The sequence below is a fragment of the Kocuria atrinae C3-8 genome (assembly GCF_000286355.1).
Classification (GTDB): domain Bacteria; phylum Actinomycetota; class Actinomycetes; order Actinomycetales; family Micrococcaceae; genus Kocuria; species Kocuria atrinae_A.
On sequence record NZ_AJXN01000006.1, the window covers coordinates 1 to 19,092 of the forward strand.

The 19,092-nt window shown below is 65.0% G+C and carries 17 protein-coding genes, 2 tRNA genes and 6 pseudogenes; 13 read left to right on the forward strand and 12 right to left on the reverse strand.

Features of this window, described 5'->3' with window-relative positions:
* Window positions 1-205: 205 nt before the first annotated feature.
* Complete coding sequence (locus YO9_RS0100915) at window positions 206-586, forward strand: thioredoxin family protein (protein WP_016995793.1); 381 nt, start codon at window positions 206-208, stop codon at window positions 584-586.
* A 126-nt stretch (window positions 587-712) separates the two neighbouring features.
* On the opposite strand, the gene YO9_RS0100920 is transcribed toward YO9_RS0100915, so the two are convergent.
* From YO9_RS0100920 to YO9_RS16175, 3 genes are all read right to left on the reverse strand, one after another.
* Window positions 713-1,426, reverse strand: a complete 714-nt coding sequence (locus tag YO9_RS0100920) for a VIT1/CCC1 transporter family protein (protein WP_016995794.1) — start codon at window positions 1,424-1,426, stop codon at window positions 713-715.
* 91 nt (window positions 1,427-1,517) lie between these two features.
* Window positions 1,518-1,916, reverse strand: a complete 399-nt coding sequence (locus YO9_RS16170) for a DNA glycosylase family protein (protein ID WP_223285916.1) — start codon at window positions 1,914-1,916, stop codon at window positions 1,518-1,520.
* On the reverse strand, window positions 1,859-2,548 hold the full coding sequence (locus tag YO9_RS16175; protein ID WP_223285917.1) for a DNA glycosylase family protein: 690 nt from the start codon (window positions 2,546-2,548) through the stop codon (window positions 1,859-1,861). The genes YO9_RS16170 and YO9_RS16175 overlap by 58 nt, the downstream gene beginning before the upstream one ends.
* Window positions 2,549-2,829: 281 nt before the next feature.
* On the opposite strand from YO9_RS16175, the gene YO9_RS19425 reads away from it, so the two are divergent.
* From YO9_RS19425 to YO9_RS0100975, 9 genes and pseudogenes are all read left to right on the forward strand, one after another.
* The gene (locus YO9_RS19425; RefSeq protein ID WP_016995795.1) at window positions 2,830-3,207 is read left to right on the forward strand and encodes a DUF2079 domain-containing protein; all 378 of its coding nucleotides are present in this window, start codon (window positions 2,830-2,832) and stop codon (window positions 3,205-3,207) included.
* Window positions 3,204-4,262 (forward strand): DUF2079 domain-containing protein, encoded by a 1,059-nt coding sequence (locus YO9_RS16180; protein ID WP_016995796.1) that lies wholly within the window; start codon window positions 3,204-3,206, stop codon window positions 4,260-4,262. The genes YO9_RS19425 and YO9_RS16180 overlap by 4 nt, the downstream gene beginning before the upstream one ends.
* A 156-nt stretch (window positions 4,263-4,418) precedes the next feature.
* Window positions 4,419-6,420 (forward strand): annotated as a pseudogene (locus YO9_RS0100945) (DEAD/DEAH box helicase).
* A 116-nt stretch (window positions 6,421-6,536) separates the two neighbouring features.
* Window positions 6,537-6,607, forward strand: a tRNA-Thr gene (locus YO9_RS0100950).
* A gap of 55 nt (window positions 6,608-6,662) precedes the next feature.
* Window positions 6,663-6,736: transfer RNA gene (locus tag YO9_RS0100955), tRNA-Met, on the forward strand.
* A gap of 156 nt (window positions 6,737-6,892) precedes the next feature.
* Window positions 6,893-7,285 (forward strand): FAS1-like dehydratase domain-containing protein, encoded by a 393-nt coding sequence (locus tag YO9_RS0100960; protein WP_016995797.1) that lies wholly within the window; start codon window positions 6,893-6,895, stop codon window positions 7,283-7,285.
* A pseudogene (locus tag YO9_RS0100965) lies at window positions 7,285-7,759 on the forward strand (MaoC family dehydratase). Before YO9_RS0100960 ends, YO9_RS0100965 begins: the two are co-directional and overlap by 1 nt.
* Before the next feature lie 17 nt (window positions 7,760-7,776).
* Complete coding sequence (locus YO9_RS0100970) at window positions 7,777-8,895, forward strand: UDP-N-acetylmuramate dehydrogenase (protein WP_031272437.1); 1,119 nt, start codon at window positions 7,777-7,779, stop codon at window positions 8,893-8,895.
* 14 nt (window positions 8,896-8,909) lie between these two features.
* Window positions 8,910-9,320, forward strand: coding sequence for a PGPGW domain-containing protein (locus YO9_RS0100975; RefSeq protein ID WP_016995800.1), 411 nt, complete (start codon window positions 8,910-8,912; stop codon window positions 9,318-9,320).
* A gap of 7 nt (window positions 9,321-9,327) precedes the next feature.
* Here the strand turns inward: YO9_RS0100975 and asd are convergent, their stop codons facing one another.
* The 8 genes and pseudogenes from asd to YO9_RS0101010 form a co-directional block, all read right to left on the reverse strand.
* On the reverse strand, window positions 9,328-10,464 hold the full coding sequence (asd, locus tag YO9_RS0100980; protein ID WP_016995801.1) for an aspartate-semialdehyde dehydrogenase: 1,137 nt from the start codon (window positions 10,462-10,464) through the stop codon (window positions 9,328-9,330).
* A gap of 42 nt (window positions 10,465-10,506) precedes the next feature.
* On the reverse strand, window positions 10,507-10,851 hold the full coding sequence (locus YO9_RS0100985) for a GNAT family N-acetyltransferase (RefSeq protein ID WP_016995802.1): 345 nt from the start codon (window positions 10,849-10,851) through the stop codon (window positions 10,507-10,509).
* Window positions 10,852-10,936: 85 nt separating this feature from the next.
* Entirely contained in the window at window positions 10,937-11,221 is a 285-nt protein-coding gene (locus tag YO9_RS19430) for a dihydrofolate reductase family protein (protein WP_016995803.1), read from the reverse strand.
* A gap of 29 nt (window positions 11,222-11,250) precedes the next feature.
* Window positions 11,251-11,507: pseudogene (locus tag YO9_RS19440) on the reverse strand (dihydrofolate reductase); the annotation flags it as partial.
* A pseudogene (locus YO9_RS0100995) lies at window positions 11,504-12,324 on the reverse strand (thymidylate synthase). The pseudogenes YO9_RS0100995 and YO9_RS19440, both read right to left, overlap by 4 nt.
* A gap of 88 nt (window positions 12,325-12,412) precedes the next feature.
* Window positions 12,413-13,360, reverse strand: coding sequence for an NUDIX hydrolase (locus tag YO9_RS0101000; protein ID WP_031272438.1), 948 nt, complete (start codon window positions 13,358-13,360; stop codon window positions 12,413-12,415).
* A gap of 91 nt (window positions 13,361-13,451) precedes the next feature.
* Window positions 13,452-14,375: a mycothiol synthase gene (gene mshD / locus YO9_RS0101005; RefSeq protein ID WP_016995807.1), complete on the reverse strand. Its 924-nt coding sequence runs from the start codon at window positions 14,373-14,375 to the stop codon at window positions 13,452-13,454.
* Window positions 14,376-14,409: 34 nt separating this feature from the next.
* Window positions 14,410-15,093 (reverse strand): response regulator transcription factor, encoded by a 684-nt coding sequence (locus YO9_RS0101010; protein ID WP_016995808.1) that lies wholly within the window; start codon window positions 15,091-15,093, stop codon window positions 14,410-14,412.
* A 210-nt stretch (window positions 15,094-15,303) separates the two neighbouring features.
* Here YO9_RS0101010 and YO9_RS0101015 point away from each other — a divergent pair, with 210 nt between their 5' ends.
* The 3 genes and pseudogenes from YO9_RS0101015 to ygfZ all read left to right on the forward strand — a co-directional run bounded on the left by YO9_RS0101015 (window position 15,304) and on the right by ygfZ (window position 17,855).
* Complete coding sequence (locus YO9_RS0101015; protein ID WP_016995809.1) at window positions 15,304-15,912, forward strand: hypothetical protein; 609 nt, start codon at window positions 15,304-15,306, stop codon at window positions 15,910-15,912.
* Between the two features lie 116 nt (window positions 15,913-16,028).
* Window positions 16,029-16,637 carry a nitrobindin family protein gene (locus YO9_RS0101025; protein WP_016995811.1) on the forward strand — a complete coding sequence of 203 codons (609 nt, stop codon included), beginning with the start codon at window positions 16,029-16,031 and terminating at the stop codon, window positions 16,635-16,637.
* Window positions 16,634-17,855, forward strand: a pseudogene (gene ygfZ, locus YO9_RS0101030) (CAF17-like 4Fe-4S cluster assembly/insertion protein YgfZ). Before YO9_RS0101025 ends, ygfZ begins: the two are co-directional and overlap by 4 nt.
* Before the next feature lie 130 nt (window positions 17,856-17,985).
* On the opposite strand, the pseudogene YO9_RS0101035 reads toward ygfZ, so the two are convergent.
* A pseudogene (locus YO9_RS0101035) lies at window positions 17,986-19,016 on the reverse strand (6-phosphofructokinase).
* Between the last annotated feature and the right edge of the window lie 76 nt (window positions 19,017-19,092).

Sequence of the window (19,092 nt, forward strand, 5' to 3'; positions counted from 1 at the left end):
CCCGGACCGATCGGTCCGGGATTTTTCGCTGTCTGACTGATTTTCTGACCCAGGCCTGACCTCAGGCGGTGCGACGCCAATCGCTCCTGGAGCACGCGTTCCTCGAAGATCTCTTCCCGGAACTCGGCAGGACACATCAGAGCGGGGTCTTGTGCCAGCAGTGAACGCTCTGGGGTTGAAACTCCCGGCGTTTTAGGCTGGATCCATGGCTACTGTAGACATCACCCAAGACACTCTGGGCCAGACCATTTCCGACAACGACATCGTCCTGTTGGACTGGTGGGCAGACTGGTGCGGCCCCTGCAAGCAGTTCGCTCCGACCTACGAGGCCGCATCCGAGAAGCACTCCGACATCGTGTTCGGCAAGGTGGACACTGAGGACCAGCAGGGATTGGCTGCCGCAGCGCAGATTTCCTCGATCCCCACCCTCATGGCTTTCCGCGAGGGCATCCTGGTGTTCTCCCAGCCCGGCGCCATGCCGGCCAACTCCCTGGATCAGGTCATTGACGCAGTCAAGGGCTTGGACATGGAAGAGGTCCGCGCCGAGGTCGAGAAGCAGGCCGCCGAGGGCGAGCAGGCCAACTGACCCAGCACAAAGCTTAACCGCTCAGGGGCGCTCTCCACGTGGAGACGCCCCTGAGTTTTTTTATGAGCTTCTGAACGGACGCACGCTGACACGTCAGCAGCCCACCCTTGACTTCAGCGCAGGCACTTACGCAGCGGTCACACCGAGCAGCGATCCGATGAGGAACGTGGCGCCGAGGGCCAGCGCACCACCGATGACCACTCGCGTGGCGGCACGTCCCACGTGCGGTGTGCCTCCCAAGCGTGCGCCGAGGGTGCCCGTGATTGCCAGGGCAGCGAGCACCGCCACGAACGTCACGGGGATCCGCCATTCGGGCGGCGGCAACAGGATCGCGAGCATGGGCAGGAACGAACCGAGCAGGAATGCCAGTGCCGAGGCCCAGGCTGCTGCCCACGGGCTCGGGATGTCTTCCGGATCGATGCCCAACTCGGCATCCAGGTGCGCCAAAAGCGCATTGCGCTCGGTGAGTTCCACGGCCACCCGCCGCGCAGTGTCTTCCGAGAGCCCGCGCGAACGGTAAATGTCAGTCAGTTCCTGGAGCTCGGCCTCCGGCATCTCCGTGAGCTCGCGTTCTTCCTTGGCAATCAAGGCTTCTTGAGAGTCCTTTTGGCTGGAGACGGACACGTACTCACCGAGGGCCATGGACAGGGCACCACCGATTACCGCGGCCGAGCCGGCCACCAGGATGGGCCACGAACTGGCCGTTGCGCCGGCAACTCCGACCACCGTGGCCGCCACGGATACGATTCCGTCATTCGCACCCAGAACCCCGGCGCGGAGTTTATTGAGTTTTTCGCCGTACTTGTCATTGTGAGGTTCGGCGATCACGTGCTCGCTCATGCCTCAAGTGTGCTCCGGCATCGGCACGTTAGCTAGCTAGGTTAACCAATCCTCAGTTGGTAACGAGCCGACCCGAATCATGCGAGCGCCGTCAGTGCCAGCGGTGATCCGCCGGGGCGAGCCGGGGGCCGAACGATGGTTTGCGGTGACCGCTGGCCTTGAGTAATCGCACCACTCGTTGGCGGTGTCCTCGCCACGGTTCCAGGAGTTCTTCCATGCGCTCGTCCGAACCCGGGGCTCCGTCGAAGAACCAACAGACGTAGTCGGCCAGGTGGTAGTCGCGCACGCTAATGCCGTCAGGGTCCGCATGCGTGCACTGGGTGATTTCCGCCGCGGTCCACACTCCGACCCCACTGAGGGTTTGTAGCTTGGCGCGCACCACTGCGGGGTCCTCGATCAGTCCCAGCCGTTCAAGGGCACTCGCCCGGTGAACTACTCGCATGACGGTGGCGGAACGGTGAGGATCCACGCCGCGCGGTGCCACTGCCATGATGGAATCGTGCGCCATCGTTCGGCTGTGGGTGGCACGAACATCCCGGCCGGGGCGGGTCCCGGTGCCGGTTCGCCCGCCAGTCCGACCAAGTAGCGATAGGCACGGATGGCCTCGATGGCGGTGACGCGTTGCTCGATGATCGCGATGACTGCGCGGTCTGTCACGGCGCCGGTGGCCGGCAACCGAAGTCCAGGGTGACGACGCCGCGCCAGCCGCAATTGTTCCGGGAGCAAGTCGTAGGCGGGGGAGCTTTCGAACGCGGTCCAGTCGTCCGCGGCACCGCACCAATTGGGTGCGCTGCTGATCCACTCGGAGGCGCCGGGACCCCAGGCATCGACCACGATGTCCCGCTCCAACGCTGCCACGTTCGAGCCGCCCGGAACTCGAGTGAACCGAGCGGAGACGGCCAGGCCCTGGTGTCTGGCGGTGATCCACACGCACTCGGGCGACAGGACCCGCACGGTGGGGTCGTTCTTGCCCCGGCCAAGGACCGATAATGTCTGCCCCAGGTGCACCGGCCGCGCGGGGACCACCGGAGCCGAACGGGCTCCGATGCGGAATGCTGCGCGAGAACAGCGGGGGCTTCCAAGGACATGTTCGTCATCATTGCACGCACCCACGACACGCATAAGCGGGTCCGCCCACGTGGGGTGCCACCCCCGACTGCCACTGGCAGGACCGCGAAATTAGAGTCGTTTACATGTTCATCTACGTGTTGGATGCCTGGGATATCCTGCCCTCGTCTGTTACCCACGTGAGGAATTCCTGTGTCCACTTCGTTCGCGCGTGCCACACCCACCAGGGGTGGAATGTGGGTTCGGAAGGGTGGAACTAGCAGCCTCACACGTTGGTTGCCGCTCCTGACTGCCCTAGCCTTCACGCTTCTGTACGCGCTTTTCTCGCTCACGCAGTGGCACCGCTGGGACGTGCCTCGTGGGACAACGCGATCTTCACCCAACTGCTGCAGTCCTACGCCGCCGGCGAGCCTCCCGTGGTGAACATCAAAGGTCACGGGTTCAATCTGCTCGGCGATCACTTCCACCCGTTGTTGGCGGTGCTGGCGCCCGTCTACTGGTTGTTCCCCTCCGCCCTGACGCTGATGATCATCCAGGATGGTCTGCTGGGGATCTCCGTGGGGGTCGTCACCTGGTGCGCCGTGAGAGCCCTTCGACCGGCACCCGCCGCTGCGATCGGGGTGGCCTACGGACTGAGCTTCGGTCTGCAGGGTGCGCTGGCCGTACAGTTCCACGAAATCTCGCTCGCCGTACCTCTCCTGCTCTCGCCATGAGCGCACTGAGGGAACGGCGGTGGCTCTCAGCCACCTTGTGGAGTGCCCCGGTTGCCCTGGTCAAGGAGGATCTGGGGATGACGGTTGCCGCCCTCGGCGCGGTGATGTTCGCTCACGCGTTCAGGCCCACCGCGCGGCTTTCGGGCCGGCTGCTGGGCCGGGTGTACGAACCGGCGACCGGGCGCGGGCCGGGTGCGCGAGCGGCGTCGTCGTCGGAATTCAGTACGGCACTGAGCCGGACGGCGCAGCAGCCGGCCATGCTGGGAGCCCTCCTGATGCTGTGGGGTGTGGGGCTGAGCCTCCTGGCGATCTGGGTCGTGCTCCCCGGACTCAACCCCAACGATTCGTTCGCGTACGCGGACAAGCTGGACATCGCCGGAATCCTGCGCGACCCGGCCGGCGCGGTGATTTCCCTGTTCGTTCCTGAACAGAAGCTGGGCACGTGGCTGCTCACGATCGCCGCGGGTGCGGTGATCGTGGTGCGCTCACCACTGGCCCTGGTCGCTCTACCCACGCTCGCGTGGCGCATGCTCTCACCCAATCACGGCTACTGGGGTCCGGGTTGGCATTACAACGCGGTGATCATGCCCATCATCTTCATCGCCCTGGTCGACGCCGTGGTGAGACTTCGCGCCGCCGGCGCAGGGGCCCGTGTGTCGCGGACACTCGCGAAAATCGGCCCCTGGGCCGCCCTGGTCGTCGCGCTCACCGTGGCCACCCAGCAGCCGCTGTCTCAGTTGGCTACGGAGGAGGCCTGGCGCGACGACCCACGAGCCGGTATCAAGCACGCCACGGTTCAGGCTGTGCCGGAAGGTGCATCCGTGGCCACCGACCTGACGCTGATCAACGGGCTGGTGTCCCGAGCGGACGTGCACTGGATCGGAAATCTCGGCGATCCCGCCCCCGAGTACGTGGTGATCGACCGTGAAGGTGGCACATGGGGAGAGGATCCTCCGCAGCGTCCCACCGAGTACGCGGAGGAACTGTACGGAGAGACGTATGTCACCGTACGTGACGAGGGGAACATCATTCTGCTCAAGCAGGAGTCTCCGTAACGCAACGAAGTGCGCTAGACTGGGGCGTTATCATTCCGGTTTTTCTGTCCTCATTAAATCGTTTCGCCGTAGCAGGCATGTCGATCAGAGGCACACGCGGTAGGACCGCACGCGCCGGTGTCAATCATTTCCACCCCACCGAAGCGAGGTTCACCCATGCCTACTGAATCCACCCCTGAAACTGCTGCAGAGCTTGAGACGACCACTACTACCGAGGCTCCCCAGGACGCTGAAAGCGCTCCCGAGCCCGCCGAATCCAAGCCCGACACCCCCACCTTCGCCGAACTCGGCGTTGACGGCCGCATCCTGGCAGCCCTCGACGACGTCGGCTACGAGTATCCCTCACCCATTCAGGCAGCCACCATCCCCGCTCTGCTGAGTGGCCGCGATGTGGTGGGCCTGGCCCAGACCGGTACCGGTAAGACCGCGGCCTTCGCGGTTCCGGCGCTGTCCAAGCTGGCGGAACTGTCCGACCTGCACGGCCCGCAGCGCTCCACCCGCGTGCTGGTGCTGGCCCCCACTCGTGAGCTCGCGCTGCAGGTGGCAGAGGCCTTCGGCTCCTACGCAACGCACCTGGACGACTTCACCGTGCTGCCCGTCTACGGCGGCTCCTCCTATGGCCCGCAGCTGGCTGGCCTGCGCCGCGGCGCGCAGGTCGTGGTGGGTACCCCCGGTCGCGTGATCGACCACCTGAGCAAGGGATCCCTCAAGCTCGACGACATCGCCTACGTGGTGTTGGACGAGGCCGACGAGATGCTCCGCATGGGTTTCTCCGAGGATGTCGAGAAGATCCTCAGCCAGACCCCGGAGGAGAAGCAGGTTGCCTGTTCTCCGCGACCATGCCCAAGGCCATCCGCCGGATCGCTCAGCAGTACCTGCGCGATCCCAAGGAGATCACGGTCAAGGCCAAGACCACCACGGGAACCAACACCCGTCAGCGCTTCATGCAGGTCATGGGCCCGCACAAGCTGGACGCCATGACTCGCGTGCTCGAGGTCGAGGACTACGACGGCGTGATCGTCTTCGTCCGAACCAAGGCCGCCACCGAGGAAATCGCCGACAAGCTCAAGGCTCGCGGTTACACCGCCGCCGCGATCAACGGTGACATCCCGCAGAACCTGCGTGAGCGCACCGTGGACTCGCTGCGTGACGGCAAGGTGGACATCCTGGTCGCCACCGACGTCGCCGCACGCGGCCTGGACGTCGAGCGCATCTCCCTGGTCGTCAACTACGACATCCCCCACGACACCGAGTCCTACGTGCACCGCATCGGCCGTACCGGCCGCGCGGGACGCAAGGGTGAGGCCATTCTCTTCATGACCCCGCGGGAGAAGTACCTGCTGCGCGCCATCGAGAAGGCCACGCGTCAGCCGGTCGAGCAGATGCGCATGCCGTCCGTGGAGGACGTCAACCGCACCCGCAAGGAGAATTTCGCGAACCAGATCGCGGAGACCATCGAGTCCGAGGACCTCTCCTTCTTCCGCGAGCTCGTGGAACAGTACGAGAACGAGCACGACGTGGATGCCGCTGAGATCGCCGCAGCGCTCGCCGTGATCGCTCAGGCCGGTCGCCCGTTCCTGGCCGAAGAGCTCCCCGAGCTGCCGCAGCGCAAGCGCGACCGTGACCGTCGTGAGGGCTCTGACGGCCCCGTGGCGGCGGTGGACGTCGCGGCGGACCCGAGGCCGGCATGCGCACCTACAAGCTGGCCGTGGGCCATCGTGACCGCGTGGCACCGGGTGCCATCGTGGGCGCGCTGACCCATGAGGGCGGATTGAACGGTTCGCAAATCGGTGCGATCGACATTCACCCCAACTTCACGTTGGTGGGCCTGTCCGAGAACCTGCCCGCGGGCACCATGGACAAGCTGTCCAACACCCGCATCAACGGCTCCCCGATTCGCATCCAGGAGGATCGCGGACCCGGTGGTGGCGGCGGCTCCCGCGGAGGTTCCCGTGAGGGTGGCCGGTTCCGCGACCGTGACGGTGACCGCGGTGGTCGTTTCGACCGTGGCGGCCGCTCGGATCGCGGTGGCGACCGTGGTGGAGACCGCGGAGGCTTCCGCGGTGGTGACCGTCCGCGCAGCGGTGGTTCCTCGTACCAGGATCGTCCGCGCAAGAAGGGCTTCCCCAAGGGCAATGGCGGCTTCCGCGACCGCTGATAGACCCCGCTGACCGCCCGATTCAGGGCGGTTGGCACCCCGCGGATACTCTGCGGATTCGGCGAGTTCACCTCGTTTTTGCAACTCGCCGAAATGCTGTTAGAGTTTTCCGCGTTGCCCCGATAGCTCAGTGGTAGAGCGCATCTTGGTAAGATGGAGGTCCCGGGATCGATTCCCGGTCGGGGCTCTCATGATGAGGGCCTGCGGCTTGTGCAAACGAGCCGCAGGTTCGTTCATGAAATGGCGGTGTAGCTCAGCTGGTTAGAGCGCACGACTCATAATCGTGAGGTCGACGGATCGAGCCCGTCCACCGCTACTTTCAAGGCGTCGTTCCACACGGAACGGCGTCTTTTTCTATCCCGTGCCGGTCGGCCCAGTAGGCTGAGGGAAATTCTTCCGACCGACCGAGGAGAGCCATGGCCATTTCAGAAGACGTGGTGGGTCGTACGTACCGGCCGCGCCCGCCTATCAGGTGTCCCGTGAGAAGATCCGCGAGTTCGCCTCCGCGGTCAAGGCCACGGACAGCGTTCATTTCGACGTGCAAGCAGCCCAGGCTGCCGGCTACGACGACCTGGTGGCTCCGCCCACCTTTGCGATCATCGCGTCCCAGCGCGCCGACGCCGCTCTGATCCAGGACCCGAGCGCGGGTATCGACTTCTCGCGCGTGGTCCACACGGAGCAGCGCTTCACGCACCACCGCCCCATTGTGGCCGGTGACGAGCTGCTCGCTGCTCTCACGGTGGACCAGGTGCGTCCGCTGGGTTCCGGGGCCATGATCACGTCCCGCGTGGAAATCACCACGCTCGGGGGAGACCAGGTGGCCACCACCACGTCGTCGCTGTTGGTACGCGGGGAGGATCAGTAATGAACATCGCATTCGATCAGCTCGAAAAGGGCCAGTCCGTCGGTGAGCGCACCGTGCCGGTGTCCCGTGCGGACCTCGTTAAGTACGCCGGTGCCTCCGGGGACTTCAACCCGATCCACTGGAACCAGGATTTCGCCCAGAACGTGGGCCTTCCCAACGTGATCGCCCACGGCATGTTCACCATGGGTGCCGCCGTGGGTTTGGTGACCGAATGGGCCGGCGACGCGGGCGCGTCGTCGATTACCAAACGCGTTTCACCAAGCCCGTGGTGGTGCCCAACCGTTTCGACGGTGAGGTCGAGCCGAGCACGGCGCTGTCCGTGAGCGGCGCGATCGGCCTGGTGGATCCGGACGCTCGCACCGTGCGTGTGGACCTCACCGTGACCGCCCCCGACCTGGCCGAGGAAGGTGCGGATCCCGCTGAGGCCAAGCGCTCAAGGTCTTGGTCAAGGCTCAGGTTGTTGTGAAGTTCTAGCACTAGAGTTGTCCATCATGAATGCACCCCGACTGGCCGATCTGACCACCACTGCGGTGGGAGGCCCCGCGACTCGCTACCTCAAAGCGGAGACCGAAGAACAACTGGTCGAGGCGGTGACCCAGGCGGACCGCGCGGGGGAGCCGGTCCTGATCGTCGGTGGCGGCTCCAACATCCTGGCCTCGGACAACGGCTTCCAAGGAACCGTGGTGCACGTGGCCACCCAGGGCATCGACGTGGTCGACACTGACGGGACCAAGGGCACCCTGGTGGAGGTCCAGGCCGGGCACTCGTGGGATCAGACCGTGCTGTGGAGCGTCGAGCAGCGCCTGGCGGGTCTGGAGACTCTTTCGGGCATTCCCGGCACCACGGGAGCCACTCCAGTGCAGAACGTTGGCGCGTACGGCACGGAGGTCTCGCAGACCATTGAGAGCGTGCGAACGTGGGACCGCCAGACCGGGGAGCAGCGAACTTTCAGCACGGACGAGCTGGAATTCTCCTACCGTGATTCCGTGCTCAAGCGGAGCATGGACCACGGGTCACCGCGCTACGTGGTGCTCTCGGTGGCCTTCCGCCTGCTTCCGCAGGACGTTGGCCTCCCGGTGCGTTACGGACAGCTCGCGGGGGCGCTGGGCGTCGAGATCGGCGAGTGCGCGCCATTGGACACCGTGCGCGACACCGTGCTTCGGCTGCGTGCGTCCAAGGGCATGGTGCTCAATCCCGAGGACCGGGATACCTACAGCACCGGTTCGTTCTTCACGAACCCCATCGTGGACGATCCCGCCCGCCTGGAAAGCATCCCGGACGACGCTCCGCGCTATCCCGTGCTCGACGCCGCAGGCCAAGAGATTCCCGGTTCCACCAAGCTCTCCGCGGCATGGCTCATCGACCATTCAGGGTTCGCCAAGGGGTTCGGATTGCCCGGTTCCCGCAATCAGCAACTCGATCTGGATGGCGAATCCGTGGCCGACGGCCGCGCCGCGCTCTCGACCAAACACACGCTGGCCATGACCAACCGCGGCGGTGCCTCTTCCGAGGACTTGGCAGCCCTGGCACGCACGGTCCGCGACGGCGTGGAGCACGTGTACGGCGTGCGTCTGGTTCCCGAGCCGGTCCTGGTGGGGTTGAGTCTTTAGGTGCTCACCACAGCATGAGCTCCGAATTACACGAGGAGATCCGCCGCGGCGAAGAAGGCGGCCGGATCCATCGCACCGTGCTGCGGGTCAAGGCGTTCTCCCACAGGCATCCCGCACTGCGCGTGATTCACATGACCCTGGTGACCGTGCTGGGCGCAGTGTTCGTCATCGCGGGCATCATCATGCTGGTGACACCCGGTCCCGGCTGGTTGGCGATCTTCTTGGGCATCGGGTTGTGGAGCACCGAATTCGCGTGGGCGCACCGTCTCAACCAGCGGGTCAAACGGCTGGCCATCAGGGCCTGGCGCTGGTGGTCCAACATCGTGGCCGAATGGCGTTTCCGCCGTGCCCGCGACAAACCCCATCACCTAGTCCAAGGGCCGCGACACTTGCGTGTCACGGCCCCGGAATCGGTCGAGAAGTAGAACCTACTTATAGCGTGCCGGTCACGATCTTGAGCATGCGGCGCAGGGGCTCAGCGGCACCCCACAGCAGCTGATCTCCCACGGTGAAGGCGGAGATGTACTCCGGACCCATGGAGAGCTTGCGGATTCGGCCCACGGGGATGTCCAACGAACCGGAGGCGGCCACGGGAGTCAGATCCTGCATGCTGGCCTCCTTGGTGTTCGGGATGACCTTGGCCCACTGGTTCTCGGCGTCAATGATCCGCTCGATCTCGTCCACCGGGATGTCTTCGCGCAACTTGATGGTCAACGCCTGGGAGTGGCTGCGCATCGCGGCGATGCGCACGCACAGCCCATCCACGGGGATGAGGTCCTCGCCGGAGCGGCCCAGGATCTTGTTGGTCTCGGCCTCGGCCTTCCACTCCTCGCGGGACTGACCGTTGCCCAGATCGGCGTCGATCCAGGGGATCAGCGAACCGGACAGCGGGACACCGAACTGTGAGGTGTCGAGCTCGCCGGAACGTTGCTTGGCGAGCACGGCGCGGTCGATCTCGAGAATGGCCGAAGCGGCGTCGGCAAGCTGGTCCGAGACCGAACCGTGGATGTCACCGAACTGCTGGATGACCTCGCGCATGTGGCGGGCACCGCCACCGGAGGCGGCCTGATAAGTCATGGACGTGGTCCACTCGACCAGGTTGTTGTTGAAGAGTCCGCCCAGGCCCATGAGCATGCAGGAGACGGTGCAGTTACCGCCGGTGAAGTCCTTGACGCCGCGTGCCAGGCCGGCGTCGATCACGTCGCGATTGACCGGGTCCAGCGGGATGATGGAGGACTCGTTCATGCGCAGGGTTGAAGCGGCGTCGATCCAGATGCCGTCCCAGCCGGCGTCGCGCAACTTGGAATGCACGGCCTTGGTGTAATCGCCGCCCTGCGCGGTCACCAGGATGGGCAGCGCGGACAGCGCCTCAATGTCGTAGGCGTCCTTCAGCGTTCCGGTGTCACCCAGACCGTCAATGGTGGGTGCGGCACCTCCGGCGTTGGAGGTGGAGAAGAACACGGGATCGAGGCTTGCGAAATCGCTCTCGGCGCGCAGGCGGTCCATCAGAACGGAACCGACCATGCCGCGCCAGCCGATGAAGCCTACGGCTGAAGGTTGTGAAGTCATGCCGCCCAGTCTATCGACCGATAAATAGGGCGCGAATCACAGTTACTCCTGGTTGCGCGGGTCCGGAGTATCGGCCACCAGGTCCTGATAGCTCGGGAAGCGCTGCAGGTAATCGAGCACGTAGGTGCAGGTGGGGCGGATCTTCACGCCCTGCTCGCGGAACTGATCAAAGACGAACGTCACCAGGGTGCGCGCGTAGCCCTGGCGGCCGAAAGCCTCGGCCACAATGGTGTGTTGCACGTCCACGGTTCCGTCCTCGAGGATTTCGACACCCAGGAAGCCAATGAACTGCTGGTCGTCCCACAGGTCGTAACGACCGAGGTCGGGGTTGGCGCGCAGTTCGAGCGTGGGGCTCTCGTGGATGCTCGGTGTGGGGCCAGTGGTCACGGCGGCTCAGTCCTCCAAGGTCGATGTGGTCAAGATCACGCTATCGCATGTATCCGGGCCGCTGTGCATCGAGTCGTCCCAAGACTCACGCCCGTGTGTATTCGTCCACGCGGAATCGGGGCCCCTTGCTGGACTCGGCCCAGTCGGCCAGTTCGCGGCGCTGCCACGAGTCATCCAGTTTCGGGGCCACGGTGTCTCCGCCCACGGGCAGGTCCACGGTGGTCACGTAGGCGCGCGTCAGCGGCAGCGTCTCGTGGGCGAGGGCGTCGGCCCAGATTCGAGTCCCGCCGATCGCCCAAATATCGCCGTTCGGCTCGGTGAGCAGGGATTGGGCCAGGTCCAGGCTTCCGCGTACGACGCCGCCGTCCACACGTTCTCCTGGTCGCTCGCCACGGTCTCGGGGTGGCTGGTCACCACGATGTTGGGTCGGGCCGGCAAGGGGCGGAATTTAGGGGGGAAGGATTCCCACGTGCGGCGCCCATGATGACCGGGTTCCCGGTGGTGGTGATCGAGAAGAAGCGCAGATCCTCGGGCACGTGCCACGGGATGGTGCCGTCCTTGCCGATTACACCCTGGGGGCTTTGCGCCCAGATACCACCCACGATGGGACGGCCTTGTTTCGCGGCGGGCTCGGGCATTGAATGCGCCGCGCTCATACCGCCACCGGTGCCTTGATTCCGGGGTGGTGCTGGTAATTGACCACTTCGAAGTCCTCGAACTCGTAGTCGAAGATGGAGTCCGGCTTCCGCAGGATCTTCAGCTGCGGATAAGGGTACGGATCGCGAGCCAACTGTTTGGTGACCTGTTCCACGTGGTTGTTGTAGATGTGGCAGTCGCCGCCGGTCCAGATGAATTCACCGGGGACCAGATCGCACTGCTGGGCCACCATCATGGTGAGCAGCGCGTAGGAGGCAATGTTGAACGGAACACCCAGGAACAGGTCCGCCGAACGCTGGTAGAGCTGGCAGCTCAGGCGTCCGGTCCGTCCTCGCGGGGTTGCACGTAGAACTGGAACAGGGCGTGGCAGGGCGGCAACGCCATGTTCTCGACCTCGGCCGGGTTCCACGCGGTCACCATGTGGCGGCGTGAATGCGGTGAGGTCTTGATGGACTCCACCACGCGGGCGATCTGATCGATGCTCTCACCGTGACCGGCCGGCCAGCTGCGCCACTGCACACCGTAGACCGGGCCCAAGTCACCGTTCTCGTCCGCCCACTCGTCCCAGATGCTCACGCCGCGTTCCTGCAGCCACCGCACGTTGGACGAACCGGACAGGAACCACAACAGTTCCAGTGCGAGGGACTTGAAGTGCACGCGCTTGGTGGTCAGCAGCGGGAAGGATTCGGAGAGGTCGTACCGGATCTGACGTCCGAACACCGAGCGCGTCCCCGTGCCGGTGCGATCGGATTTCAGTGCGCCGTCGGCCATGACCTCGGCCAGGAGATCTTCATAGGGCGTGGGGATGACAGACATGGTTTCCTTCGTGCTGAACGCGGCAACGGTGGTGACCCGGATTCGGGGCCGGCCATGGTGACAGCCGGTGGTGCTGAATCGGCGAGGGTCAGTCGTCGAACGGGGTGATGATTTCACAACTCACGGCGCGGTCCTTTTTGTTCCGCGGCATGTGCAGCACCACCATCTCCCCGGGGGACAGATAGGGGTCCGAATCCGGCAATTCGTCGCTCAGCGAGCTGGGCATGTGGCGGGACAGCACCTTGAAGACCGTGGGTAGCACCGGCCGGTGGGTGCACAACACCACGGGGTGCTCGGTGTCGAAGAGCTGCTCCACGATGGCTGCAGCCTTCTTGGGGGAGCGCTTGTGGGAGGCTTCGGTCAGCTGGGAGCGTTCCTTGACCTTGGCGTTGTACTTCTTGGCGAACGGGATCACCGTGGACATGCAGCGCAACCACGGGGACGTGATGACCCGGCGCGGTTGCCACGCAGCGAGCAAACGTGTGACGGCCAGCGCCTGTCGCTTACCCGTGGCGGCCAATGGGCGGTCGCCCTCGGCGCGCTGCCACGAGGAGCGTGGCTTCGCCTTGGCATGGCGCACGATGATGACTGGTCGGGTGGCCAAGTTTCCGTGGCGATGCAACGTGACGAGTTCGTCGAGTGGTTCGCGATCGTCGTCGTTGCTGAGCATTGAGCGGGCTTTATCCGCAGAAACCCACCGGAGTTCATCCACCTCACCGTGATCCGGCTTGGCTTTCACGGACGGGGCGATCTCGGCAGCCCAATACTTCACCAGTTTGGATTGGCCCTTGACCTCATAGCGGATGGACGGCAGCGGCACGCCCAGCCGCACGGACAGGCCCACTTCTTCGCGCAATTCGCGGACTGCAGTTTCCGGAAGGGTTTCACCGTTGTCCTGCTTGCCCTTGGGCCAGGACCAGTCGTCGTAGCGCGGTCGGTGAATGACCAGCACCTGCAGTTCGCCCGCGCTGAGACGCCAGCACAAACAGCCTGCGGCGTAGATATCGATCTTTCCGGAGGCATTACTTTTCGCCATGACCCGCTCTCTGTCTGATGGACCGAGGTGGCACACGCTGACCACCCTGTGGGGTGAGGCGGCGCCCCTGACGATGCTATCCGGTCATCCGCTAGCCGTTGATCTCGCCCCGGAACATCACGTCAACGTGCCAGCGCTCGAAGCCGAGCTTTTCGTAGAGGGCCACGGCCGAGGTGTTGTCCCCGTCCACGTACAGCATGACGTCATCGAGGTCCTGCTTGGCGAGGTAGTTGATTCCCGCTGCGGTCAGCGCCTTGCCGAGGCCCCGGCCCTGTTGGTCAGGGGCGATCCCCACCGCGTAGACCTCGCCCATGGCGGGGGAATCGCCGGAAGACGGGTGGATCTTGGTCCAGTGGAAGCCCTGAATGTCCTGGGGGTCTTCGGATCGCACCGCCAGTAGGAACCCGGGCGCGTCGAACCAGTCCTCCGACTCTCGCTGCCGCAGATCATCCAGGGTCATTTTTCCCTGTTCGGGATGCTCCGAGAAGGCCTGCGCATTGACCCTCAGCCACCCGTTCTCGTCCCGATCCACCTCGAAGGGGCCGATCTCGAGATCCTCGGGCAGTTCCACGGGCAGGGGAAGGTCGGATGCTCCGCGCAATGAACGCTTCAAGCGGTAAAGATCACGCACTGGGTTCAAGCCGTAGGTTTCCGCCAGCCGCCGGGCACCCGGATGGTCACCGTGGGCCCAAGCCTCCACGGTGCCTTCCACCTGGCCGCGCACCTCACGGGCGAGGGCGGTTCCGATTCCCGCCCCACGGTGTTCGGGATCCACCACCAGCTCCACCGTGAAGGTCGAGGCCTGGTCCGGGTCCGGGTTGATGACCGCAGCGCCCACCAAGGCGCCGTCGGCAACGGCCGTGACTGACCGGATTCCCGCCTTGTCCGAGCGCACGTCCACGAGCGTCTGGTCCGAGAAGGGGGGATCGCCGTCGGCCTGGGCAGCTCGCTGGGCCAAGTCCGTCAGGGCTGCAGAATCGGCAATTCCGTCGTGGCTGAGAATGGTCACGGGCATGGCATACCTCCACAGTGAGCGGTTGTCCGGCGCGTCAGGACTCGCTGTCCCGGCCCGCCGTGAAGCTGTACCCCACGTTACGCACCGTGGTGATCAGGTGCTCGTGATCGGCGCCCAATTTCGCCCGCAGCCGTCGAATGTGAACGTCCACCGTGCGGGTGCCCCCGTAATAGTCGTACCCCCACACCTCGGACAACAGCTGGGCGCGGGTGTAGACCCGCCCCACGTTCTGCGCCAGGAACTTGAGTAACTCGAATTCTTTGTACGTCAGGTTCAGCGGTGTGCCGCCGATCTTCACGGTGTAGGAACCGTCATCGATGGTCACGTTCCCGGCCCGGATCAGGGTCTCGTCCTGGGATTCCTCGGTTACCTTGGCGCTCGCCAGCCGCAGCCGCGCCTCGATCTCCGCGGGCCCGGCGTTGGTCAGCACCACGTCCGTGACACACCACGACGCCGCCACGGCCGCCATTCCGCCCTCGGTCAGGGCCATGAGCACGGGGACGGGGTTGTCTCGAGCGGCGAGGGTTTGCGCGGTGTTGCGCGCGGCCACCATGTTGGAGGTGCCGTCAAGAACCACCACATCCGGTCGCTGCACGCGCTTGAGCGCACCGGGGGAGCTGAGGGGCACCACTTCTATCTTGTGCGACAGCAGTTCAAGACCTGGCAGGACACTGGCAACCGCGTTCGTTGCATCGCTGAGCAGCACAATCTGGAGCACGGATCATCCCGTTGATGGTGAGGGGAGCCCACCACGGGAGTCCCCGGGCGGCTGTGACGACCATTATAAATAATCGAGAGGCTCGTTAACTATCTCCACGCTCATGGCGCCTTGAAGCCCGGACCCGGCAATGTGCTGACGAGTTCCCGGCGCGGGGACCGTTAGGCTGATGGGAGCATGCTTTCCCCTGACCGTGCACGAAGGACACCCATGAGATACGCGAGGATCATCGGCGCGGCCGCCGTATCGCTGATTCTTGCCCTGGTCGCCAGTGTGCTCGGTGGGTGGCTGCCGTTGATCGTTTCCGTGGCCATGGCCGTGGTGATCGCTGTGGGCTGGCCGGCTGCAACGGGCATCGAGGCGCGGCGTCGACACAACGTGATCATTGCCGCGGCAGGCGTGGTCGCGTGCTCCCTGGTCACGTTCGTCCCCGACCAGCAACTGATTTGGCTTCCCGCGGTGGTGGGCGTTGCGTTCATGGCCGTGTGCGTGGCCGAACTCGTGCGCGGTGAAGGCGCCAAGGGACGGTTGGAATCCACCCTGGCGTCCGTCACGGGCGTGCTCGCCGCTGTCAGCGCTTCCGGCTGGGTCGGCCTGGGGCACGTAGAAGAACTGTACGGACTGGGCACGTGGGTCACGCTGGCGGGTGTGGGCCTGCCTCTGGCCATCATCATTGGTGTGGTGGGCTTCCGGATCATCTCGGCAGCACCCGAAACGCCCAAGCGAAGGGGCCTGTTGACCCTCGGCGTAACACCCGTTGCGCTACTCGGCGTGGCAGCACTTTTTGCCGGTCGGGTGCTGGGCTCCGTGGTAGCTTAGTGCCATGCTTGCACTCGAAATCTTCTTCCTCGTCCTGTTGGTTCTGGCCGGTCTCGCAATCGGCGGTATTGCTCTGAAGGTCGTCACCAGCCTCTTCAAGGGTCAGCTCTAAATCCATGCCCGTAGAGATCCCCACCAATCTCACTCCGGAGCTCGTGCCGTTCGCCTGGCTCCTGGGGACCTGGGAGGGTGACGGCTTCGTCGGTTACGGAGACGCCGAACAGCGTGCGTTCCGGCAGCGGGTCACGTTCGAGCAGCACGGTCTGCCGTTCGTGATCTATCGCGCCCAAACCACGCTCCTCAATGAAGAGGGCGAACCCCAGCGCGAAGCCACCTACGAACAGGGTTTCTGGGAACTGGCACGCCCTCGCGAAGACGGCGACATCGGTCCCGGCATGCTGCCTCCAGATCCCGTACCGGTCCTGAAAACCGCACAGGACGTCGAGGATCTGCGCAACGCGGACGGTGGCTTCGACATCTCTGTGTCCATGCTGCACCCCGGTGGCATCTCTGAGCTGTACCTGGGGCAGATCAAAGGGCCCCGCGTTGACCTGGCCACAGACGCCGTAATGCGCGCTCAGGGTTCCAAGGAGTACGCCTCCGGAACCAGGCTTTACGGTCTGGTCAATGGGAATCTCATGTGGGCCTGGGACATGGCCGCCAACGGTCAGGAACTGGCCACGCACGCCTCCGCCGAACTGAAAAAGGTTGATCCGCAACAGTGACTTCCACTGAATCCTCGTACCGATCCGTTCTTCTCTCGCGCCCCGGCGCGGTGGAGGCAGAAGGCCTGGACGAGGGGGTGGCAGGCCACTACGGGGACCCCGTTCCCGAACAACGCGCCTGGCGCGCGGAACCGGGTACGTGGACCAGTCTCAGCGCGGCGTGGTGACCGTGACCGGCGCTGATCGCCTCAATTGGCTCACCACGCTCTCCAGCCAGGTACTCACGGGTCTCAAGCCCGGTCAGAGCACCGAAACCATGTTCCTCAGCATCCAGGGTCGGGTCGAGTTCGCTCCCCACGCCGTGGATGACGGAACCACCACGTGGCTCATCGCCGAAGCAGCGGAAGCTCCCGGACTGGCCGCATGGCTCGAGTCCATGCGCTTTGCCTTGCGCGTGGAAGTCGCTGACGTCAGTGACCAATGGGCCGTTATCGCCGCGACCAAGGATCTGAGCGCGGAACTGGCCAATGCCCGGGAAAGCGAGCAGGCGGCGTCGTCGCCCGTGGTTGTCTGGCGCGATCCCTGGCCCGAAATTTCCCCCGGCGGCTACGCCTACAGCGTGGAGTCGGAGCACCCCGGGCTGGAACGCCCCTGGTTCGAGCACGTGCTTCCCCTGGCCGCTCTGGACGCCGCCGCTACCGCGCTGGACGAACGAGGCTCAACCGGGCCGGATCCTGGGCTGCGGAAGCCCTGCGCATCGCTGCGTGGCGCCCGCGCTGGGGAGCGGAAACGGACGTCAAGACCATTCCCCACGAACTCGACTGGATGCGCACCGCGGTGCACCTGTCTAAAGGTTGCTACAAGGGCCAGGAGACCGTGGCCCGTGTGCATAACTTGGGCCACCCGCCGCGCAGGCTCACGTTCCTGGATCTGGACGGCTCGCAGCACACGCTGCCCGCAGCCGGGGCGGAGGTCACGCTCAACGGCAAGAAGGTGGGGCAGGTGACTTCGGCGCGACTGCACTACGAGGCCGGGCCCATCGCCTTGGCCGTGCTCAAGCGCAACGTGGACCCGCAGGCCGAGCTGCTGGTGCGGGACACCATTGACAGCGCTTCGACCACGGCGGACGTCGCGCCACAAGAAGCTGCCGATGACGAAGGCTCTACCGAGCAGTGGTCCGCTGCCCAGACCGTGGTGGTCCAGCCTGACGCGGGTTCCGTGGTCGGTCGCCCCAAGGACCTCATGCGCGGGCCTCGCGACGGCGGTATGCGCCTGTAGCACTCGTCCGACAAAAAGTGCGGCGGTTCAGGAAAGTTCCTGAACCGCCGCACTCTTTTTGCCTTCTGGAGTTCGACGCCGCGCGTACCGTTCGCCGGGTGGGCGCAGCCACGCCGACGCCGCTGCGAGACTAACGTCCGAAGAGCACCATGCTTCTTCGTAGCGGTCCAGCGGGACCTCCTTGAGACCGTCGAGGGCCTCGGCGAAGTCCACGCGCACCACGTCGGTGCCGCGCAGCGCGCACATCTGGCCCCAATCCTGATCCGCCGCCATGGTCGCGGCGGCCATGCCGAGCCGAGTGGCCAGCACCCGGTCGAAGCCGGTGGGCGCGCCACCGCGCTGGATGTGTCCCAGGATGGTGTTTCGAGTTTCGATGCCGGTGATGTCCTCGATCTCGCGGGTCACGTAGTCACCGATACCGCCCAGTCGCGGACGGCCGGATGCCTCCTGTCCCTTACCGGCAATAGCCTCTTCGTAGCCCTCGGGGATGAAGCCTTCGGCCACGACCACGAGCGGCGAGCGGCCGCGGTCGTACACTTCCTTGACCCACTTGGAGACCTGCTCCATGGACACCCCGTACTCCGGGATCAGAATCGCGTGGGCACCGGCCGCCATGCCGGAATGCAGCGCGATCCAGCCCACGTGGCGGCCCATGACCTCGGCCACCATGCAGCGGTGGTGGGATTCGCCGGTGGTGCGCAGGCGGTCCATGGCATCGGTCGCGATGGACACCGCGGTGTCGAAACCGAACGTGTAGTCCGTGGCCTTCAGATCGTTGTCAATGGTCTTGGGAACGCCCACCACGGGCAACCCGGCATCCGCGAGCCGCTTGGCGCCGGCCAAAGTGCCCTCGCCGCCGATGGCCACGATGGCGTCGATCCCGTTGGCCTCCAGAACCTTGGCGATGTTCTCCGGACCGCCGTTGGGTCCGTCGAACGGGTTGGTGCGCGAAGTTCCCAGAATGGTGCCGCCCTGGCGTGCGAGGCCACGAACACTCTGGCGGGGGAGTTCCATGATGTCCCCTTCGACCACACCGCGCCAGCCGTCACGGAAGCCCACGAACTCGTGATCGTAGGACTTGATTCCGTGCAGGACAGCGCCGCGAATCACAGCGTTCAGTCCGGGGCAGTCTCCACCGCTCGTCATTAGGCCAATTCTCATGCGTGCTTCAGCGCTCCTCGGTGATCGAGTATGGAACCTTCCCTTGCCAGTCTAGTGAGTCGGGAGTATTGCGGAT